Annotated in this window: 20 protein-coding genes and 1 tRNA gene; 12 read left to right on the top strand and 9 right to left on the bottom strand. The window is 58.8% G+C overall.

Annotation, left to right across the window (positions count from 1 at the left end; translation table 11 throughout):
- The first annotated feature begins 3 nt into the window (after positions 1-3).
- Positions 4-1,269, top strand: coding sequence for an MFS transporter (locus tag AC244Q_RS09115; RefSeq protein ID WP_128407926.1), 1,266 nt, complete (start codon positions 4-6; stop codon positions 1,267-1,269).
- Positions 1,270-1,299: 30 nt separating this feature from the next.
- Here the strand turns inward: AC244Q_RS09115 and AC244Q_RS09110 are convergent, their stop codons facing one another.
- The 3 genes from AC244Q_RS09110 to AC244Q_RS09100 all read right to left on the bottom strand — a co-directional run bounded on the left by AC244Q_RS09110 (position 1,300) and on the right by AC244Q_RS09100 (position 2,085).
- Entirely contained in the window at positions 1,300-1,551 is a 252-nt protein-coding gene (locus AC244Q_RS09110) for a hypothetical protein (RefSeq protein ID WP_113545116.1), read from the bottom strand.
- The gene (locus AC244Q_RS09105; protein WP_164902394.1) at positions 1,551-1,721 is read right to left on the bottom strand and encodes a hypothetical protein; all 171 of its coding nucleotides are present in this window, start codon (positions 1,719-1,721) and stop codon (positions 1,551-1,553) included. The genes AC244Q_RS09110 and AC244Q_RS09105 overlap by 1 nt, the downstream gene beginning before the upstream one ends.
- Before the next feature lie 106 nt (positions 1,722-1,827).
- Positions 1,828-2,085, bottom strand: a complete 258-nt coding sequence (locus AC244Q_RS09100; RefSeq protein WP_011651896.1) for a DUF982 domain-containing protein — start codon at positions 2,083-2,085, stop codon at positions 1,828-1,830.
- A 549-nt stretch (positions 2,086-2,634) separates the two neighbouring features.
- Here AC244Q_RS09100 and AC244Q_RS09095 point away from each other — a divergent pair.
- A complete protein-coding gene (locus AC244Q_RS09095; RefSeq protein ID WP_113545119.1) occupies positions 2,635-3,462 on the top strand; it encodes a nickel-binding protein in 828 nt (275 codons plus the stop codon).
- Positions 3,463-3,643: 181 nt separating this feature from the next.
- On the opposite strand, the gene AC244Q_RS09090 is transcribed toward AC244Q_RS09095, so the two are convergent.
- On the bottom strand, positions 3,644-3,934 hold the full coding sequence (locus AC244Q_RS09090; RefSeq protein ID WP_128407924.1) for a DUF982 domain-containing protein: 291 nt from the start codon (positions 3,932-3,934) through the stop codon (positions 3,644-3,646).
- A gap of 881 nt (positions 3,935-4,815) precedes the next feature.
- Here AC244Q_RS09090 and AC244Q_RS09085 point away from each other — a divergent pair.
- The 3 genes from AC244Q_RS09085 to AC244Q_RS09075 all read left to right on the top strand — a co-directional run bounded on the left by AC244Q_RS09085 (position 4,816) and on the right by AC244Q_RS09075 (position 6,486).
- Positions 4,816-5,025, top strand: coding sequence for a hypothetical protein (locus AC244Q_RS09085; RefSeq protein WP_017994017.1), 210 nt, complete (start codon positions 4,816-4,818; stop codon positions 5,023-5,025).
- A 121-nt stretch (positions 5,026-5,146) separates the two neighbouring features.
- Positions 5,147-5,608: a Fic/DOC family protein gene (locus AC244Q_RS09080; protein ID WP_432431732.1), complete on the top strand. Its 462-nt coding sequence runs from the start codon at positions 5,147-5,149 to the stop codon at positions 5,606-5,608.
- Between the two features lie 140 nt (positions 5,609-5,748).
- Entirely contained in the window at positions 5,749-6,486 is a 738-nt protein-coding gene (locus AC244Q_RS09075; RefSeq protein ID WP_128407923.1) for a hypothetical protein, read from the top strand.
- A gap of 18 nt (positions 6,487-6,504) precedes the next feature.
- Here AC244Q_RS09075 and AC244Q_RS09070 read toward each other — a convergent pair whose 3' ends face one another.
- From AC244Q_RS09070 to AC244Q_RS09055, 4 genes are all read right to left on the bottom strand, one after another.
- Entirely contained in the window at positions 6,505-7,998 is a 1,494-nt protein-coding gene (locus tag AC244Q_RS09070; RefSeq protein WP_128407922.1) for an FAD-dependent monooxygenase, read from the bottom strand.
- Positions 7,999-8,337: 339 nt separating this feature from the next.
- On the bottom strand, positions 8,338-8,508 hold the full coding sequence (locus AC244Q_RS09065) for a hypothetical protein (RefSeq protein WP_012757375.1): 171 nt from the start codon (positions 8,506-8,508) through the stop codon (positions 8,338-8,340).
- Positions 8,509-8,854: 346 nt separating this feature from the next.
- On the bottom strand, positions 8,855-9,058 hold the full coding sequence (locus tag AC244Q_RS09060) for a CsbD family protein (protein ID WP_012757373.1): 204 nt from the start codon (positions 9,056-9,058) through the stop codon (positions 8,855-8,857).
- 169 nt (positions 9,059-9,227) lie between these two features.
- A complete protein-coding gene (locus tag AC244Q_RS09055; protein WP_245274015.1) occupies positions 9,228-9,401 on the bottom strand; it encodes a hypothetical protein in 174 nt (57 codons plus the stop codon).
- A 322-nt stretch (positions 9,402-9,723) separates the two neighbouring features.
- Between AC244Q_RS09055 and AC244Q_RS09050 the strand changes: the two genes are divergently transcribed.
- Both AC244Q_RS09050 and AC244Q_RS09045 read left to right on the top strand, forming a co-directional pair.
- Positions 9,724-9,918 (top strand): hypothetical protein, encoded by a 195-nt coding sequence (locus tag AC244Q_RS09050; protein ID WP_012757371.1) that lies wholly within the window; start codon positions 9,724-9,726, stop codon positions 9,916-9,918.
- Between the two features lie 126 nt (positions 9,919-10,044).
- Entirely contained in the window at positions 10,045-10,245 is a 201-nt protein-coding gene (locus AC244Q_RS09045; RefSeq protein ID WP_012757370.1) for a hypothetical protein, read from the top strand.
- A 29-nt stretch (positions 10,246-10,274) separates the two neighbouring features.
- Here the strand turns inward: AC244Q_RS09045 and AC244Q_RS09040 are convergent.
- A tRNA-Lys gene (locus AC244Q_RS09040) sits at positions 10,275-10,350 on the bottom strand.
- Positions 10,351-10,581: 231 nt separating this feature from the next.
- Here AC244Q_RS09040 and AC244Q_RS09035 point away from each other — a divergent pair.
- From AC244Q_RS09035 to AC244Q_RS09015, 5 genes are all read left to right on the top strand, one after another.
- Positions 10,582-11,331, top strand: a complete 750-nt coding sequence (locus tag AC244Q_RS09035; protein WP_012757366.1) for a cytochrome c biogenesis CcdA family protein — start codon at positions 10,582-10,584, stop codon at positions 11,329-11,331.
- 215 nt (positions 11,332-11,546) lie between these two features.
- Entirely contained in the window at positions 11,547-12,317 is a 771-nt protein-coding gene (locus tag AC244Q_RS09030; RefSeq protein WP_012757365.1) for an SDR family NAD(P)-dependent oxidoreductase, read from the top strand.
- 111 nt (positions 12,318-12,428) lie between these two features.
- Entirely contained in the window at positions 12,429-13,223 is a 795-nt protein-coding gene (locus tag AC244Q_RS09025) for a potassium channel family protein (RefSeq protein WP_128407921.1), read from the top strand.
- A 280-nt stretch (positions 13,224-13,503) separates the two neighbouring features.
- Complete coding sequence (locus AC244Q_RS09020) at positions 13,504-14,010, top strand: Lrp/AsnC family transcriptional regulator (RefSeq protein ID WP_012757363.1); 507 nt, start codon at positions 13,504-13,506, stop codon at positions 14,008-14,010.
- Complete coding sequence (locus AC244Q_RS09015) at positions 14,007-15,170, top strand: saccharopine dehydrogenase family protein (RefSeq protein ID WP_128407920.1); 1,164 nt, start codon at positions 14,007-14,009, stop codon at positions 15,168-15,170. Before AC244Q_RS09020 ends, AC244Q_RS09015 begins: the two co-directional genes overlap by 4 nt.
- Positions 15,171-15,211 lie beyond the last annotated feature (41 nt).

The raw sequence follows: 15,211 nt of genomic DNA, 5'->3' as shown, positions 1-15,211 counted from the left end.
GTGATGAGCGACGAACTGCGTCCGATCGATGCTGCCGCAAGCGCCGTGTCGCAGAAACTTGACTGGCGGCTGATGCTGCCGGTTTTCATCATCGTCAGCCTCGATGCCGCCAGCAGCGGCGCCATCCTGCCGATCCTGCCATTCTACCTCCGGAATCTCGGGGCGTCGCCGCTCGTTCTCGGGCTTGTTCTCGGTGCGGAAGCGCTCAGCCAGTTCGTTGCCGCGCCCTGGCTAGGTCAACTTTCCGACCGTTGCGGACGCAAGAGGGTTTTGCTCGCCAGCCAGGCCGGAGCGTTGATCAGCCTTTTGCTGCTGGCGCTTGCCAACAGCGTCGTCTTCGTGCTGCTGGCGCGGATCCTGCTCGGCCTGACCGCAGCCAATTTCTCGGCCGCGGCAGCCTATGCTGCCGACAACAGCAGCGCCACCACCCGGCGCCAGGCCATCGGCATTCTGAGTGCGGGCCTCGGCCTTGGCGGAATGATCGGACCTGGCCTTTCCGGATACCTTGCCGATATTTCTCTGACAGCGCCGATCTGGGTCGCGCTTGCTCTGTCGGCGACCAGCATGCTGGTGACCGGGCTTTGCCTGAAAGGTGGCGATGCGCGCGGCCGGTTCGGCGACGACAGCAAAGCGGACGAGACGGTCGGCGAGAAGGTTTCCTTCCGAACCCTGCTCGCCTCGCCGGTCATCCGCGTCCTCGTCGCCGTTCTTCTCTGCCACTATTTCTCATACGGGATGTTCAGTTCGCAGCTCGCCGTTTTTCTGGCGGATACATTCACCTGGAATGAACATGCGTTCGGTCCGAAGGAGCTGGGTTACCTTCTCACCGCCGACGGCGCGATCAACATCCTGGTCCAGCTTTTCCTCCTGACGTGGCTCGGCGGCATTTTCTCTGAACGAGGCCTGATCGTCCTGGTCTTTATCATTCTCTCGATTGGCTATGTCACGGCCGGCCTCGCCACCGACATTGCTACCCTCGCCTTCGCCGTCCTTTGCATCAGCACGGGCGTGGCATTGGCGCGGCCGACATTCGTTGCAGCGCTCTCCGTGCATGTGCCGCAGCAACGCCAGGGCATCGTCATGGGAGCAACGCAGTCGCTTGTCGCGGTCACCGACATCGTCACGCCGGTCCTTGCCGGCATCATTCTCGGGCAGAGCTTGTATAGCGCATGGATCGGCGCCGTGGTGGCGATCGCACTGGTCGGAGCCGTCATCGCCCGCAGCCGGCTGCCCCGGGTCGATCCGGAGACGAATGCTGCAGGCAGCTGACCCCTCTTGCCGGTTCGGATCGCCTCAATTTCAGAGAGCGTCGCGCTCGTATCGCGGCGCCCATCCGCGGGCCATCCCGCGGCTCATCACGCTTTCCGCCAGCGCCAGTTGCTGGCGGAGATGTTTGCAGTCGTCGAGCAGCGAGCGTATCGCCGCCTTGGCATTGTCGTCATGCCAGGCAAGCACGGCTTCGACTTCCCAGGCCTGATCGTGCCAGGCTTGATCGAGCCCGGCTTGTTCGGGGCGTGCCCGATGGGGTTCCAAGGCTTTTGCCGGCTGCATCAGTTCAGCGCCAACGGCAATTGAACCGGGCGTGGCAATGGCGGCAGCGGCCGGCTGAGTTCGACCTTTCTCTGCCAGGCAGCGCGCCGCTGTTGATCCCGCTCGCGGACCGCGCGGGACGCTTCGACAAGCGCGAGGGCGTTGGCGATCACCTGTTCCGTATGCGTCATGATCATCTCCAATGTTCCTGTTTTGTTCTAAATTAGAACTTCAGCCGGAAAAGTCAAGCGTCGGACGATCTGGCGTTGAGGATAGGTGGGGAAGCGCGGAGAGTATTCAGTCCGCCGCTTCTATGACGGCAATGCCGGCCTCCTGCGCAGCCCTGATGAAGGCTGCCCGAACGTGTTCCGGTGGGAGGTCGCCGATAATCGCATCCAGGCACGACTTGACGGCCTCGAAATACTCTTCGCCGTCGTCTACCGGCCAGTCGCGCAGGAGCGTGCGCGCGGCGTCCCACACAGAGTTAATAACGGCATAATGGCCGAGCCCCATTGAGGCCAAGCCAACCGGTCGAAAATGTGCCGTCTGTCTCACTTTGCTACAGCTTTTCCCAATTTCGGTGGAGCTATGGAATACGATGCAATTTGCGTGCCGTTGGCAGGTCGCCTACCGGGACGAAAGCTTGGCTTTTGATCCTAGAACAGGATGATTTAGGCCCGGGTCGGCCTGAAATCTGAATCCTGTTCCACACTATAGAGTTAGAGCATGATGTCTTCCGAAAACCGCTCACACTTTTCGGCATTATGCTCAGGTCAATCATGGCCGTAACAGACGTGTTTCTCCATCCCTCCCGGGTCCGGCAGCCGCCGCGTTTGAGAACATGGAACGCCTGAAGACCCCGACAGCTCCCCGACCAGTCATTAAGCGACTGATTATGGTAAATATCGGGCTTTCATCCCACTCCCGCTGATTAAAACGCAGCCTTTCCTTCTATACTCTATAATGATTACAGCAACACATATGCTTTTCTGGAAGCAAGAGCCTCTCTAATCATTCATGGATTGTGCCAGAGGTGGACGGAGTTTCATCCGGGTCGTACAATACAATCTATCCTGCACGCGGCGGATCTGGGAGGAGCGCGCGATGCCTATTTTCATGGACCGGCACTTTCTTGAGGGAACGTCAGCGGCTGACGTCGCTCAGGCACATCGCATGGATCTCGATATCCAGGACAAGTACGGCGTCAAGTTCCTGACCTATTGGTTCGATCAGCGGCGCGGGACCGCCTTTTGCCTGGTGGATGCGCCGGATGCGGAAACTGCGCAATGTGTGCATCGCGAGGCCCATGGCTTCGTCGCCGGCGAGATCGTCGAGGTCGCCCTGTCCGCGGTTGAGGCTTTTCTAGGCCGAATCCATGACCCTGAGCCGGCCCCCGGCCAATCCTCCGCTCAGGTGGATCCTGGCCACCGGGCAATCCTTTTTACCGACATCGTCGGATCGACGGCGATGACATCGCGCCTCGGCGACCGCATTGCGACCGAAATGGTAAGGGCCCATGACGCTGTCGTGCGCCGATGCCTCAGCCAGAATTCAGGCCGCGAAGTGAAACACACCGGCGACGGCATCATGGCGGCCTTCGCCGCGACAACGGCAGCCGTCGAATGCGCCATGGCGATCCAGCGGGAATTCGAGCGTTACAACGGCGGAAACACCGAGCCGATTCATATCCGCATCGGACTGGACTGCGGCGAGCCGGTCGAGGACAGCAACGACCTCTTCGGCACGACCGTGCAACTTGCCGCGCGACTCTGTGCGGCAGCCTCCAGCGACCAGATCCTCGTCTCGGAGAATATTTTTCGGGAATACGGCGCCGCCGATCTCTTCGCTCACGCAACGCGCCGACGGTTCAAGGGGTTTTCGAAGCCCATGCTCGTCTTCCGATGCGACTGGGCCAATGCCGGCGTGAACTAAGATCTGCTGGATCCGACACCCGAATAGCCGGCTGCCTCTTGCAGGGCTTGCCGCGGCGCCTTGTGGCCAAGAAATAGGCGATCATCCGATCAGCAGATATCGAAACCAGAACGCGCCGCAACTGATGTGACGGCGCGCCCTCCCTGCCATGCAGACGGCCCGCAACAGGCCTATAATCTTACTAAGCATTACCAATTTGGTGGTTCATCGGTCCGTCGAATTTGGGGCCACCCTCGACCTTCGCAAGGACGCCAGCCATCTTCAGGAACCGCCGGAAATTCTCGCGCGCAGCGCTCAGCGGGAAACGCCCATTGGCCGCATCTCTGCACGCCTTCAACAGCGTCTCATACGCCAAACCCCGTTTGTCCTCCGGCCATCCGTCCAGAACATCGAAGATTTCATCGAGGCACGTGACCTCATCGATGATATGTTGACGATGAAGCAGAATCGGATCGAACCGAGTTGACGACATAGTATCCTCCCATTTATATTACTTTTTTATGGTGTAATTTTACTCAAAAATCGCAATATATTCAAGTCGAAATCGCGTCCACTTGACTATTAACGTCGCGAAACTACTTCCATAACGACAGAATAGCCCGACCAGGCTAGACTTACGTGAATTTAATCATCAACTGAGGCGCGACACATCACGATTATAGATTGATTGATCAATCGTGCGAATGTTTCGGCTCAGGTGAGCGTGATCTAGCGGGCCACAAGTTTTCGTATAGGCTCGCGTTGGCATGGTAGATTGCGACCATGACAGGCTTGTGAGGAGACGTTCAGATGAACCGATTTTTTCCATTGGTAGTGGGAGTGCTGATCAGTGTGTCCGCGTTCACGTCTTCCTGCACATCGCCTGCAAGGCAGGATCACCAGGACTTTCAATATCAGCGGAATACATCGGTAAACCCGGCATGTGCGGATGGGTTCAGACCCAGCAATGCTCGCTCGTGCAGCTATTGAAAGGCATAGAGCCGGAAATTGGTCCTGCGCCGAAGGTGGCACGCTACAGCAATTGGACCGGTTGGGAACTCCAAGCCCTGCCTCACCGTTAAGTGATCGGGTCACAATGGCCCGACACTCAACAGGAGAACGCTTTCCCATGAACAATTTGATCTGGCTTGTCGGCGCTGTCGTTATCGTGCTCGCGATTTTGAGTTTCTTCGGCTTCCGCTGATTGCAGACACGTGCTGATGGAAATGTCGTGGCTCAACCGCGTCTTCCCTTTCCGGCGATCGGACGGACGATGAATCCTCCGCGCCGATGGATCGCTGAACAGCGACTTAACAGTACCTTTCCGGTCATAAGACAGTAGGCAAAGGGTTGGGTTGGATGGTACGATGCGACATGGCAAAAGAAACGAAATTAGGTCGATCTGCTGAATCCGGCCGGTTTGTCACACGTCCGATCGGTGAAAAGAAGGCGGAGAAATTCGCCGCGGTCGAAGGTTTGAAGATGAGTGCCGGTTCCAAGGCGCTGTCGCAGAAACTAACGTCCGGCGACCTCAAGGGGGACGCTTACCGCCGAGAGATACTTAAAGCCTTCAAGAAAGTCTGACGGGTGGTCCGTTACAATGCCGTCAAGGATCCGCTCTGTTATCCAGGCACTCACGTCCTACGCAACAAGGCAGATATCGAAGATCAAGACCAGCTTGATCAATTCGAACAGCTGATGTTCGATTCCCGCGGCAACGGAAGCTCTGCCAGAGGGCAATTGGGATTTCGCACACTATCGGGCGCTGCACCATCATTTTTTCCAGGATGTATACGAGTGGGCCGGGAATATCCGAACGATCCGCACCGGCAAGGGTGACAACTGGTTCGCTTATCCTGAATATATCGAGCCGGAGGCCAAGCGGCTGTTTGCTCAATTGGCAAGCCGCGAATATCTCGCCCAGACCGGAAAAAAGGACGCCTTCGCTGAAGACTCAGCATGGTTTCTGGCGGAAATCAACGCGATCCATCCATTCCGCGAAGGTAACGGACGGATCCAGCTGGTCTTTCTGACGATGCTGGCGCGCAATGCAGGATATGAGATCGATGAAGACCAACTGCGCCCTGGGCCGTTTCTACAAGCGATGATCAAAAGCTTCCACCGCGAGTTGGCGCCTCTCGTCAACGAAATCCGGCGAATGATTTAGGCCGCAACAGGCAATCTCCCCCACCGCCGCTTCTTCGCAGAATGACGTGTGATCACCGCAAAAAGTGGATGATCACCCCCTCGGCCTTCCTTTACAATCAGCCGTTTCGGCCCCCCAAGGCAGATGGCAAAGGAAAATTGATGGCTCGTCTTATGGGTCCGGATGAAGCGACTCAATCGGAAAAGCGGACTGCCAAAGCCGATCAGCCGGATGGCTTGTCGCGGAATGTTACGGCCATCAAGGTCGGCGACTGTCTGCTGGGTTACAAGGCCGTCCAGCGCCGTACGCGGGCCAGCCGTTGGAACCATTTCCGCGGCCGGATGCGCGAGATCGAAAAATTGATCAGGCATCGCCACGGAGACATCGTGCCGGAGGCCGATGACGCATTGATTTACGTCGAGGTGATCGCCGGCCTCGCCTTGGTCGAATTCAAGGAAGAGTTTGTCGAGGTGGTCCTCGGCTGGGCGGCGCGATGGCTTCCCTGGGCTGGCAAAGCCGAGATAGAGGACGTCATCTACGAGCGGACAAAGTTGCGCTTTTCCGACTTGTCCGCCGACGCCCTCGGCCATGCTTTGCACTTAAGCTACGCAGAACGGAGCGCCCTCGATATCCGCACCATCGGTGCCTTCGATGTGCCGAAACGGAAGAGAGCAAAACTTCAAAAGGAAAAGCGGCGGCAGCGGGACCGAAGCCGAAAAGAGGAGCAGCGCCGTGCCGCCGGCGCGCTTTCCAGAGCCGATTATCTCGCCAATTCTTTCAACCAAGTGCGCCCCTGGGAGGCTTTCGGCATCAGCCGCCGGACATGGGAACGCCGGGGTAAGCCGATGCCGGATGCCACGACGATATCGGATTGCGATCCGATCTCGCTCGCCGCTTAGGTCAGCGCTTTTCGGCGTTTAGCCGTGTGATCCGAACCAGCTATTCATCGCCTCTTGCAGACCATCCTGCGTCCTGTCGCCTACCCACGCCACATATCCATCCGGCCGGATCAACACTGCCATTGGCGCGGAGACCAAGCCCAGCGCAGGCAGCTCCCATGCGCCGTCATATCCGGCGTCAACCAATTTGATGCGGTCCGAGCACGGCGCGATGTCGAAGCTGCCGGCCGCGCCGAGGTTCAAGAACACCGGCCGCGCATCCTGGAGCAGCTTATAGACGCGCGTGGGACCATCAGGCGTGGTGAGGTCGAGGTCAGGCATGCGGCGGCCGAGCAGCGGATGCCCCTCGCCGAACTCGTAGCGAATCGCCAATCCGGACATTTCGGCAGCGATCCGTTTGCGCGGCTCCTCCATGCCAAGCAACTCCGTCACAATGTCACGCAAGGCTTCGGTGCGATCGTCGGTGCGCTGCAATGCGACCTGCGCCATCGTCGTGCGCAACACGCGGGCCGCAACCGGATGCCGTTCGGCGTGATAGGTGTCGAGCAAGGCGTCAGGCGATCTCCCTTTAACCACCTGGGCCAGCTTCCAACCGAGATTGACGGCATCCTGCACACCGGTATTCAGGCCCTGCCCGCCGACCGGAGAATGCACATGGGCGGCATCGCCAGCGAGGAGTACCAGGCCCTTGCGGTAGGCCGTTGCCTGCCTGGACATGTCGGTGAACCTGGAAATCCAGTTGACGCGATGGAGTCCGTAATCCGTTCCGAATGCAGCAATGAGCGCTTCTTTGAGATCACTGAGCGTCGGTTCAGTCGTCGCGCCGGCATTCGTCTCCGGCACCATCACGCCGATCGGACCCTCTTTGGCAAAGACGATCTTGCCGTCGTGAATTTCATACTCCTCCCTGCCGAAGGCATAGATGCCAAGGGCCGTGCGATGGATGCCCAATGGCGGCTCCTCGTCCATCTCTACTTCGGCGAGAATGTTGCCGGTCGTCGGATCCCATCCTTCAAACGCGATGCCGGCAGCCTTGCGAACCAGACTGCGGCCTCCATCGCAGCCGACGAGATAGCCTGCCCTGAGCAACGCGGCATCGGAGAGATCAAGGGTGACGCCGGTATCGTCCTGCGCGAAACCCGTTACCTCAAGGCCGCGATAGATCGGCACCGCCAACTCGCCGACCCAGCCGGCCAGAATGCGCTCGATATGCTTCTGTCGCAGCGCCAGCCCGTAATTGTGCCGGGTCGGAAAATCGCTGATATCAAGCCGCGTGACCGCAAACCCCGTGACCTGGGCTATCTGCCCTTCCGCGAGGAACCGGTCGACGATGCCGCGCTGATCGAGAACCTCGAGCGTGCGCGCACTCAGACCGCCGGCCCGCGTACCTGCAAGCTCCTGATTGGGTCGGCGCTCGACGATGGCGACGTCGACGCCCGCCAAGGCCAGTTCGCCTGCCAGCATCAGGCCCGTCGGCCCTGCCCCTGATATCACGACTGCATGTTCCCTCATCCGTAAACTCCTCTGTTCCGGCGCACTCTCTCAGGGTTCCAGACAGAGCTGGCCCCCACTGCTTCTCCCCAATCTCATCGCTTCTGCGCAGATGCCGATTTTCTCTGTCGCAGGTTGTTCTCCCTATAATAAGAGTTCTATACTGGTTGGAAGGACTTGCGACAGGATGTCGGGCTTGCTTTCCGAAGCCATATTCTTTGCCACTTGCTGATCTGGTGCCATGGAGCACAGGCGTTTCAGTACGACCTGACTGGGTGGGCGCCGGATTTTGACAGGCATCTTCCCCGGTCATCGTCTGTTCTCGAACGGCGATCAATCAATGACTTGGAAAGAGGTATCTTACTGCGGAGCCGGAGCTTTTTGCGGAATCGTCTCGGCCGCCGGTCGCTCGGACGGATCGGCGGGATGGCCATAGATCGTGTACGCAGCCCCCGCCAGCACCCCCAGGACGAGAAGAGCGAGTACGTACAACATCATGCCGCGGATGGCCGTCTTCGGTGTCTTGTCCATCAGGGATCTCCAGGATTGCTCAGCGGTCAAATTCAATGCGAGCGCTTTTGGTTCTGACGCGGCGGTTGTTCAAGTGAGTAGCCGCTCACGGAACGATCAGGTCCGGATTTGGTTAATCCACATCCTCATCGCTAGCGGAGGCCACCATGTGGGCAATCCTCACCCCGGCGCCAAGGCCTCAGGTTCCTCGGCCTATCGCAAAACTGGCCGGCGCTCGCCGTGATCGCGCTCGGCGTCCTTCTCCTGGCTTTTGGCGGATATTCATGACGTCCGACGGACATCAGCCGCCTTAACTCCACTCCTTCGGCAGCAAAAACCCGGCTTTCACCGGGTTTTTGTTCTGTGACTACCAAGTTTGGCGACCAGACCAGTCATCGATGTCGCGTTTAATACGATCCTTTTCGATGCCATACCGCTCCTGGATCTTGCCCTCCAGCTGGTCGCGCTTGCCGGCGATCTGGTCGAGATCGTCGTCAGTGAGTTTGCCCCACTGCTCCTTGACCTTGCCCTTCGCCTGCTTCCAGTTTCCTTCGATACGATTCCAATCCATGGTGGATTTCTCCTGTTGTTGATGAGGAGAAAACGGACCGCAGCGGAATTTGGTTCCTGTGTCTGAGCCAATTTCTTAAACCGTCGCGTGACCTGTATCGACGCACATAAACGACAGGTTAGGCCATTCGCGCAGGCGCTCGCCAGCAGCGGATCGCCATCGGCTCATTTCAGTGTTTGAGCAAATGCGCACCTATTGTACCGACCATAGTGCGGAGATCATCTTTTGATCGTACCCCATGCTCGAACATGGAGATCAACTCTTGAGCTGCTTTGATTGCACTTGGGCTATCCTTGGCGCAGCAGCGCGCGGCGCACCATTCGTCATAGATGTCTTTGATCATTGTGAGGTCTTCTGGACCCAGTGCCGACTTGGAGCCGTGCATACCTTGAAACATCGCAATCCTCCCAGATGCTGACGTGACACGTAACCACAACGAACTGATTTTATAACAACTTCCAGAAATTTCAATGGGTGGCATGGCACCGAGTGAAGCTCAATTCCTGCGGGAAAGACGCAAGGCGCTACCCATCTCAAATCAAACCCACACTCCAAACAAGGAAATCTGAATAAATTTTTGGAGCTATACTAGATGTTGAAAATATTTATCCAGGCCTAAGCAAATATTTCTTTGCGTGTTATACTGTACCAACGGGAGAGGAACAATGTCACTCAATGTATTCGTTAGCCTCTACAATTTAGGCGGCCTGGACGCACTTAACGTTTCCCTGCGAAGCCTTTCAGATGACGAAAGGCTTGGCGCTTTACTCTCGCTTGAGAAGATAGGGTACGAAGTGATCTGGAATGCCCAGCGAAAGCCGGCTTCTGCATATGTGTGGAGCGGGCCGAACGAGAATTAGTTGCCAGATGGGACAAAGACCTATCACGACAATGAGGGTGAGACCTCACGACCTTGTGTCTCCCTTCACCCGCTTAAAAAGCAGATGTTCCACCCTCCTATCGATCCGAAGGAAGCGAGGGCGATCATGATCCGATCCCAGATAGCCGACGCACAAACCGTGTTGAGCGACGAAGAAGTTGCCCTCTGCCAGAGAGTATTCGACCACATCAGCTCGATGCGACAAATCACAACAGACACCGAGCGCGAAGATCTTGCTCGGCGGGTTATCCATTCGTACCAGCATGGGGTGAAGGACGAGGGCGCGTTACTGCGACTGCTGATCTAAGATCGCGGCAGCTATCTTGAAGATTAAAATGGTGAGAGCGTCGGGGTTCGAACCCGAGACCTACTGATTAAAAGTCAGTTGCTCTACCAGCTGAGCTACGCTCTCCCTCTCCGCGGGTGTGACCACCCCGGCTGGAAGTGGGCGGAACATAGGCAGGCGACCCATGCCGGTCAACCGAAAATTTTGCCTTTTGCAAACGTTCGGCACATTTCTTGCGGGCGCCAAGACAAATGTCTTGCGTGCAGAGACAGATGTCTCGCGCGCGCAAAAAGGTGATTGGCAATCGCTTGCCTGCAAAGCTAGGAACATCACGCAGATTGCAGCCGGAGAGAATGCGTGTCGATTGCCGATATTTCCCTGTGGAGCGCGTTGATTGCCGGGGCGCTTTCCTTTCTGTCGCCCTGCGTGCTTCCCCTCGTCCCGCCCTATCTCTGCTATATGGCCGGCATCTCCGTCGAGCAGTTTCGCGGCGGCGGTGCAGTGGCGGTGGCGCCCGACGTCAGGCGCGGCGTGTTCTTTTCCGCACTGCTCTTCACGCTCGGCTTTGCCACCGTCTTCGTGGCGCTCGGCGCCGGTGCTTCCAGCATCGGCATGGTGCTTCGCCAGCATCTCGACCTCCTGTCGAAGATCGGCGGGCTGATCATCATCGTCATGGGGTTGAACTTCCTTGGCCTCTTTCGAATCGGGGTGCTGGCGCGTGAGGCGCGCTTCCAGGGCAGCGGCAAGCCGGCGACGCTGACGGGCGCCTATATCATGGGCCTTGCCTTCGCCTTCGGCTGGACGCCCTGCATCGGCCCCGTGCTTGGCGCAATCCTCGGCGTTGCCGCCTCGCGCGAGACGGTCGGCTCCGGCGCCGGGCTGCTCGCCATCTATTCGCTCGGCCTTGCCATCCCCTTCTGGATCGCCGCCGGCTTTTCCGGCTCCTTCATGCGCTTCCTGTCGCGCTTCCGCCGCCATCTCGGCACGGTGGAAAAGGTGATGGGTCTGTTCCTCGTGCTTACCGGCCTCGCCTTCCTGTTCGGATGGGTCAGCAATGTGGCGATCTGGTTCCAGCAGACCTTTCCGATCCTGATGCAGATCGGCTAGGCCACCGGCTGCCGATTTTCCAGGCCATGGTGCAGGTGCGCGGGCTCCTCCGCTTCCTTCCGCGCCGTCTGTCGTCGTGTGCAGGTATCGGAAAAAGCGTCCCACGTTGCCGGATCGCCCATTGGTCAAAGAGACACTCCTCAGCATGCTGAGAATATCTGGCATCCGCACGCCGACACTGCCATAAATGGAGCTTCATCGAGGGAGGCATCGTGATGCAGAAGAATGCGCCGGACTTCAGCCTTGAGGGCAAGGTGACTTTGGTGACAGGAGCGAGCCGCGGCATCGGTCGAGCTTGCGCACTTGCCTGCGCCGCAGCAGGTTCCAATATTGTTTTAGGGGTCCGCGATGTCGCGGCGTCGGCGGACCTGGTTGCCGAACTCGAGGGCGCGGGCCGAAAAGTTCTCCCTGTTGAACTGGACATCCCCAACAAGGCCCATATCGCACAAGCCGTCGACGCGGCGCTTGCGACATTCGGCCGGATCGACGTCCTCGTCAACAACGTCGGCGTGGCTCCAGGCAATCTCGCGGAACTCGTCGAAGAGAAGGATCTTGACGAGATACTCGACGTCAACATCAAGGGTACCTTTCTGATGACGCAGGCTGTGGGCCGGCACATGATCAAGCGCAACGGCGGCCGGATCATCAACATCAGCTCACAGGCCGGCACCGTGGCACTGCGCGGCGAGGCAATCTATTGCATGAGCAAGGCGGCCATCAATCACCTCACGCGCTGCCTTGCAGCCGAATGGGCACGCTATGACGTCACCGTAAATACCGTATCGCCGACATTCATTCACACCGATGGCACAGCGCCTTTTCTATCCGACGCCGACAATCGGGAAGCGACGCTCGGTCACATTCCGCTCGGCCGGATCGGTGAGACCGATGATGTGGTGGGTGCCGTCGTCTTCCTTGCATCACCGGCTGCGAGCCTGATTACCGGCGCTAATCTGCTGGTAGACGGTGGATGGTCCGTCGCCTGAGATCGAGGCGGCCCCTGCAGGGCAAGTCCTGTCCAGACGAGAACAACGATTTGCCGGACAAGGATGTCTTCGGCGACTTGCGGACGCCGATGAGGGATCTACATTCCCTGGATGAAAACTTTCGAATCCGACGAGGGCTCTCTGCAGAATTCGCTTCGTCAGGTGCTGCGAGGGCTCGATAGGGCCGGCGGCAGGCAGGCGATTGCCTTTCGGCTGGTATTTGCTGCCATTGACGTCGCCATTCTCGCCTTCTTCCTGCTCGGTCCGTACCTGCGATCCGGTCCGTCCTATCTGATCATCGACTATGCGATAGCAGTGTGGATCGCCGCCGAGATGGTCGGCCGGGCGGTCGCCGCATTCTCTTTGCGCGAGTGGATTCGGCGACCGATGACCTGGATCGACTTCGTGGTGCTGGCCACGCTGTTGCTGCCGGACCTGCTCTTCAATTTCGCTTTCCTGCGGATCATGCGGTTCTGGGCGATCGGCACCAGTCCGCTGCTCAAGGACTTGCTGCGCAAGGCCGGCTATTTGTACCTTCTCGACGTCGTCCGGGCGGTGATCAATCTCCTTGTGTTCCTCTTCATGGCAACCGGGTTCGTCTATACGTCCTTCTTCTACAACAGGGAGGGAAGCGAAGGATTCGTCGATGCGCTATACTTCACGGTCGCGACGGTGACGACGACGGGATTCGGAGACATCACGCTTCCGGGAACGCTGGGCAAGCTCACTTCCGTTGTGACGATGATCGTCGGCATCTCCCTATTCGTCAGGCTTGCTCAGGCAGTGGTCCGCCCTCACAAAGTGACCTTTTCCTGTCACCGATGCGGCCTTCAGCGCCATGACGCCGACGCCGTTCATTGCAAGGCGTGCGGAGAGGTCTTGAACATACCGGACGAGGGATCGTGACCGTCGGCCCTGGCTAGCCGATACGCCAGGAATTCGCACGCAGTCGTTGTCTGAGAGAGCGCCTCAAGATCGTATTGAACGTGGAATCTTGCGAGCGAGTTAATCGTCGCGGCAAAACGCCGACGGCCGCCTTGGCGTGCCTGGCCCTGAAGGGCCCGCATTCTCGTCGATTGAATGCCGAATGATTGATGTGCTTGCCTTTCAAAAGAAAATGCCTAGGATATCTTCAGTTTTATAAGAAATATCTTCAGATTTTTTCTATTTATGAAAGCCATGACCATTGCGAGAACATCTCGATCAGACCGACCGGCGACTGGTTAAACTGCTGTCGGAGGATGCGCAGCTTGGCGTCAATCGCCTCGCCGAGAAGATGGCGATCTCTGTTCCGACAGTGCGTATGCGCTTGCGAAACCTCCTGGGCCGCAACCTGCTCAAGATCGTCGGATTGCTGAACCTGACCGAGCGTCCGGAATTGATCTCGGCCATTGTCGGCATCAATGCCCAGGGGCGCGGGCAGGCCCGGAAACTGGCGGAACGCATCTCCGAGCTGCCTTTCGTGAACTCCGCCTGCGTGGTCACCGGGCGCTTCGACATTATCGTCGACGTGACAGTGGTCGGCGATGTCGCCGATCTCTACCGCGTCACCAGCGAGTTGATCCCGGGCGCGGGCGAGCCGGGCGAAGTCGTGCGCAGCGAGACCTTCGTCGTCATGGCATCATGCAACAAGTGGGTCAGCCTGCCGGAAGGTTGCTGGTCGGACGAGAATCCTCGAAAGGAAAGCGCGTGAAGATCGCGGTACTTGGCGGCCTCGGGTTGCAAGGGCGCGCCGCGATCACCGATCTCGTCGCCAGCGACGGTGTCGAGCGAGTGGTCTGTTTCGATACCGCGCCGGATGGCGCGGCCCTGCTTGCCGGACTGACAGACATTGGCCGCATTCGTTTCGTGGTGCCGGAAGGCCCGATCGGTCCAACGCTGGCGGATGTGATGGAGGACGCCGACGCGGTCATCGACCTCTTGCCGCAGCCGCTGATGCGCGAGGCGGTTCTCGCGGCGATCGCCACAGGCACGCCGCTCGTCACCACCAATTACGGCAAGGCCATCGCCGATCTCGATCCCGCGGCCACGACGGCGGGCGTTTCGATCATGACCGAATGCGGGCTCGACCCCGGCATCGATCTGGTGCTTTACGCGCGTGCCGCCAGGCAGTTCGACACCATCACCTCCATCGACTCCTATTGCGGCGGCATCCCCGAGCCGAAAGCGACGACCGAGCCGCTACGCTATAAGGTGAGCTGGAACTTCGACATGGTCTTGACGAGCCAGAATCGCGACAGCGTGCTGGTCGAAAACGGCGAACGGGTCGACGTGCCCGCCGCCCGGCAACACGACAACCGTTTCATCCATCAGATCGAGTTCGCGGGCCTCGGCAGGCTGGAGGCCTTTCCGAACGGCGATGCGCCGCACTATTCCGACATGCTCGGCCATGCCAAAGGGCTGCGGCGCGGTGGCCGCTATTCACTGCGTTGGCCGGGCTGGTCGGCTTTTTGGGCTCCGCTGAAGGAACTCGGCTTCCTCTCCGAAGACAAGGTGCCGGGCATTGGCACCAGCCCGCGCGAATTTCTCGGCCGGATGCTCGGTCCGAAATTACAGTATGGTGTCGATGAGAAGGATCTTTGCGTGATGCGCAACGTGTTCTCCGGCAGCGAAGGCGGCCGCCGCAAGACAGTGACATCGGACCTGATCATAGAGCGCGACCTGACGTCCGGGCTGTTCGGCATGAGCCGCGGCGTCGGCTATCCCGCCAGCATCGTGGCGCAGATGTTGGCCCGCGGCGAGATCGCTAAGCCTGGCCTGCTCAACCCGCTGATGCATGTGCCGGACGGTCGCTTCTTCGACGAGTTGGCCAGGCGAGGCATTCGGGTTTCCGAGACGGTCAGCTGGGATTGAGAAGTTTCGAACGCGGTCGCCGCCGGGAACGGCGCCGAGGT

The organism is Rhizobium sp. CB2179 (assembly GCF_057653455.1).
The sequence above is the reverse complement of the archived record's forward strand: the minus strand, read 5'-3'. Positions and strand labels throughout refer to the sequence as shown.